The 4,114-nt window shown below is 74.1% G+C and carries 6 protein-coding genes; 2 read left to right on the top strand and 4 right to left on the bottom strand.

Annotation, left to right across the window (positions count from 1 at the left end; genetic code table 11):
• Nucleotides 1-306: Hsp20 family protein (locus VGL20_14380; protein ID HEY2704869.1), on the top strand; the 306-nt coding region annotated here is incomplete at its 5' end.
• A gap of 58 nt (nucleotides 307-364) precedes the next feature.
• Here VGL20_14380 and VGL20_14375 read toward each other — a convergent pair.
• The 4 genes from VGL20_14375 to VGL20_14360 form a co-directional block, all read right to left on the bottom strand.
• Nucleotides 365-1,237, bottom strand: a complete 873-nt coding sequence (locus VGL20_14375; protein HEY2704868.1) for a sulfurtransferase — start codon at nucleotides 1,235-1,237, stop codon at nucleotides 365-367.
• A 109-nt stretch (nucleotides 1,238-1,346) separates the two neighbouring features.
• Nucleotides 1,347-1,820 (bottom strand): hypothetical protein, encoded by a 474-nt coding sequence (locus tag VGL20_14370; protein ID HEY2704867.1) that lies wholly within the window; start codon nucleotides 1,818-1,820, stop codon nucleotides 1,347-1,349.
• Between the two features lie 108 nt (nucleotides 1,821-1,928).
• Nucleotides 1,929-2,267: a hypothetical protein gene (locus tag VGL20_14365; GenBank protein ID HEY2704866.1), complete on the bottom strand. Its 339-nt coding sequence runs from the start codon at nucleotides 2,265-2,267 to the stop codon at nucleotides 1,929-1,931.
• Between the two features lie 82 nt (nucleotides 2,268-2,349).
• Nucleotides 2,350-3,462 (bottom strand): hypothetical protein, encoded by a 1,113-nt coding sequence (locus VGL20_14360; GenBank protein HEY2704865.1) that lies wholly within the window; start codon nucleotides 3,460-3,462, stop codon nucleotides 2,350-2,352.
• A 242-nt stretch (nucleotides 3,463-3,704) separates the two neighbouring features.
• Here VGL20_14360 and VGL20_14355 point away from each other — a divergent pair.
• A partial coding sequence (locus VGL20_14355) for an inositol-3-phosphate synthase (protein HEY2704864.1) occupies nucleotides 3,705-4,114 on the top strand: 410 nt, incomplete at its 3' end.

Below are 4,114 nucleotides of genomic sequence, written 5' to 3'. Positions count from 1 at the left end.
TCGGTGCCCGGCTTCAGCCCGGAGGAGGTGTCGGTGAGCTTCGAGGGCGACATGCTCAGCATCGACGCCCAGCACCGCGACCAAGCACAGGACGGCGGCAACGGCCAGGGCGGCCAGGCCGGGGGCCGGCACTACGTGCGCCAGGAGCGCTACCTGGGTCGCCTGTTCCGCCAGGTCGGCCTCGGACCCGATCTCCGCACCGACGACGCCCGGGCGAGCTTCGCCAACGGCGTGGTCACCGTGCGCGTCCCGACCGCGCCCAAGGCGCAGCCGCGGCGCATCCCGGTGACCGTCGAGCAGGGCTAGGCGCCGCAGCCGGGGTGGGTGGCGACGCCTCCGCGGCGCCGCCACCCACGGCACGGACCTACGCCCGGCCGGCGACGGCGACGCTCCTCTCGACGGGGACGTCGATGAGCGAGCCGTACTCTGTCCAGGAGCCGTCGTAGTTGCGGACCTCGGCGAAGCCGAGGATCTCGTGGAGCACGAACCAGGTGTGGGCGCTGCGCTCGCCGATGCGGCAGTAGGCGACCACCTGCTTGTCTGCGGTGACGCCCTCCGCGGCGTACAGCCGGCGCAGCTCGTCGGCCGGCAGGAAGGCACCGGTGTCGGGGTTCACCGCCTTCGCCCAGGGGATGTTCACCGCCCCGGGGATGTGACCGGGAACCTGCGCCGACTCGCCGGGCAGGTGCTCGGGGGCGAGCCTCTCGCCGCGGAACTCCTCGGGCGAGCGCACGTCCACGAGGGCGCGGCCGCCGGCGGCGCCGACGTACTGGTCGAGCACCAGCTCGCGCCGGGCGCGGATGCTGCCGTCGGCCCCCTGGGCGCGGTAGCCGCGCGTCGGGGTGACCCTGGTCGGCTCGGAGGTCAGCGGCCGGTGCTGCAGCTCCCAGCGCTTGCGGCCGCCGTCCATCAGGCTGACCCGCCCGTGGCCGTAGATCTGGAAGTACCAGTACGCGTAGGCGGCGAACCAGTTGTTGGAGCCTCCGTAGAGGACCACGTGGGTGTCGTTGGTGATGCCGGTGCGGTCGAGCAGCTGCTCGAATCCCTCGCGGGAGACGAAGGTGCGGCGGGTGCCGTCCTGGAGGTCCTTCCGCCAGTCGAGGCCGACCGCCCCCGGGATGTGGCTGGCGTGGTAGGCCGAGGCGTCCTCGTCCACCTCGACGATGCGGATGCCGGGATCGCCGAGGCGCTCGGCGACCCACTCGGTGGTGACGAGGGCTGGGGTTCGGTTGGACATCGGGTCTCCTTGGCCTGACCTATTGGTGACAATTCGGATCGACAAAGTAGCCTTAACCGTCCCAGCTTGCCACATCGCCCGCCCCCTGGCAACCTCGGTCCTGTGAGGGTCAGGAGCGGTCGCGCCGGCCGAGGTACCAGGGGTAGACGGCGCCGGCGGCGACCACCGCGGCGGCCAGCTTGGGCGGCAGGACGATGGCGGTGAGGGCGGCGCGGCCGGGTTGCAGGCCGATCCCCTGGAGGAGCACCGCCTCGAGGGGGAGCGACACCAGCAGCATCGCGGTGTAGACGATCGCCGCGAAGATCTGCGATTCGAGGAGGCCGGGGGGCAGCGCCGGCCGGCGCAGCTGGGCGATCGGGTAGCCGACGCCGCAGGCGATGGCCATGACCACGAAGCAGTAGCCCACCCCGGCCTCGTCGACGATGAAGCTCAGCACCGCCTCGGGATAGCCGGTGCCGGCGCGGCCGGTGCTGGTCACCCCGACCGCCACCAGCACCCCGGCGGGGAGCCAGAGCAGCGCGCTCCAGCCGAGGGCGGTCAGCCCGGCGCGGCGCAGCTCGCGGCTGTCGGGAGGGCTGCTCACGGTGGCCAGTCTAGGCAGCCCCGGGCCTCCCTCCGCACCGCAGAACGGCCCCGGTCTGCACCGGGGCCGTCTGGCGGGGATTGGACGAGGCGCTCGGCGGCGCGGGGGTCAGTCGCCGTCCGCGGCGGTCTCCGGCGCCTCGGCGGCGTCGGGCGCCTCGGTGGCGTCGGCCGGTTCGGCGGCCTCCGCCTGCTCCACCGGCGCGGAAACCGTGGCCGGCGCCGGAGCCGCCGGCCGGGCGACGTCCGGCGGCGCGGCGGTGACCGGCGTGGCCACCGTGGGGGCCGCGGCCACCGCCGGCTGGGTGACGGTGGTGGTGGCGGCGGGGTGGAGCCCCGGCGACGTGGGAGCGGCGTGGGCGGCCACGGCGGCGCCTCCGACCGCCGCCGCCGCGGCGGCCACGGCCACGACGGCGATGCGACCTGCGATGCGACTCTGGATGGACATGGCGTACCTCCTCGGGTGTTGTGCTCCGCAATCGGGGCGGGGCGTGGCGGATGGGTTGTCTGTCGGCGGGTGGCGTCGGGGGTCAGTCGTGGCCGTGGCCGCCGAACCAGCCCTGCCAGCCCTGGTCCCAGCCGCCGCTCCTCTGGCCGCTCGTCGTGGACGGAGCCGGGGTGGGAGCCGGGGTCGCGGCGGCGGTGCGGGCCGGGGTGGCGGCGCCGGGCGCCGGGGTGGCGGCCGGGGTGGGCGCGAGCTGGCGCTGGGCGGGTGCGGCTGCCAGCGGGACCTGCACCGGCGGCGCCGGCGGATTGGTGGCGGCGACCTTGGTCGCGGTGAGCTGGGTGGCGGCCGGCGCCGGGCTCGTCTCCTCCGGATAGAGGCCGTGCCAGAAGGTCAGCAGGCCGCACTGTGCCCTGTCCGCAGGTCCGGGGACGCCGGTCGCCTGGGCGACGACCAGCCGGCTCGCGTCGGTCCAGGCGAGGTGGGGCACGCCGGCGTGGTCCGCGTAGCAGACGAGGTGTCCGTTGGCGGTGGTGGCGTTCGGGCGCTGGTGGTTGGAGAGCGCGAAGAACCCCGATCCCGGATCGGCGCAGTCGCCGTGGTGGGCCGCGGTCACCGGCCGGCCGGTCTCGGCCTGGATCGTCAGCGAGAGGACGTGATGGAAGTGCATCTCCAGGTCGGCATAGGTGGCGAAGCTCTGGAGGAGCACGGTGCCGGCGCCGGGGTGGTCGCCGGTGGCGTGGCACTCGACGTCGGCCAGCGCCTTGGCGTAGTGGTGGGGGTAGCGCTGGCAGCCGGTCACCGCCTGTCCGAACTGCCTGATCAGCCGCTGCTCGTCGGCGCTGGGGAAGGTGTCGACCGGGGCCGGCGCCGGTGCCGCCGCCTGCGCGGGGCCGGCGGTGCTCGCCCGCAGGGTGTGGAGCCCCAGCCCGCCGAAGCAGCCACCGGCGATCACCGCCGCGACCGCGCCGGTCAGCGTCCGCGACCGGCGGTGGCGGGGTGCCGGGGCGGGTGCGGTGGCCGCGACCGGAGCCGTCGGGGCGGGAGTGGTCGGCGCGGCGGGCGGAGCGGCGCCCACGGCCGTCGCCGCGACCACGGTGCTCGCCAGCTCGAGGTCGACTCCGCCCAGGGTGAGACTGCGCTCTCCGTCCCACACCTCCAGGGGGCCGAGAATCCGGAACTCGTGCTGCGTGCTCATCACCCGTCCTCCGTTGCCGACCGTCGACGCAACCCTGAGCGGGGCCGGTGAAGCGCCTCTTGGCCCCGCCTGAAACTCCGCTTAAGCCGCTGAGCGGCGACTGAAGTGCCGCGCGCCGCGGCCGGCCGGTGGTGGCGGTTCAGCGCCTTCAGCGCTCTCTCAGCGCGGACGTGGGGCGGCGTTCAGGAGGGCGGCCCAGGGTGACGCCGACTGACGGACACACCCACATGGGGGGCTCGGATATGAGTGACAGGGTGAGAGTGGCGGTCATCGGCGTCGGCAACTGCGCGTCGTCGCTGATACAGGGGGTGGAGTACTACCGGCACGCCGACCCGGCGGCCTTCGTCCCCGGTCTGATGCACGTCGACCTCGGCGGCTACCACGTGAGCGACATCGAGTTCTCGGCCGCATTCGACATCGACGCCACCAAGGTGGGCAAGGAGCTCAGCGAGGCGATCTGGTGCGGCCAGAACAACACCGTGAAGTTCACCGACGTGCCCCCCACCGACGTGGTCGTGCAGCGCGGCATGACCCACGACGGCCTCGGCAAGTACCTCAGCGAGGTGATCACCAAGGCGCCCGGGTCCACCGCCGACATCGTCGGCATCCTCAGGGACACCGGCACCGACGTGGTCGTCAACTACCTGCCGGT

The sequence above is a fragment of the Candidatus Dormiibacterota bacterium genome, assembly GCA_036495095.1.
Classification (GTDB): Bacteria; Chloroflexota; Dormibacteria; order Aeolococcales; family Aeolococcaceae; genus CF-96.
Note: the sequence above shows the minus strand (reverse complement) of the source record. Positions and strands in the feature narration are given on the sequence as shown.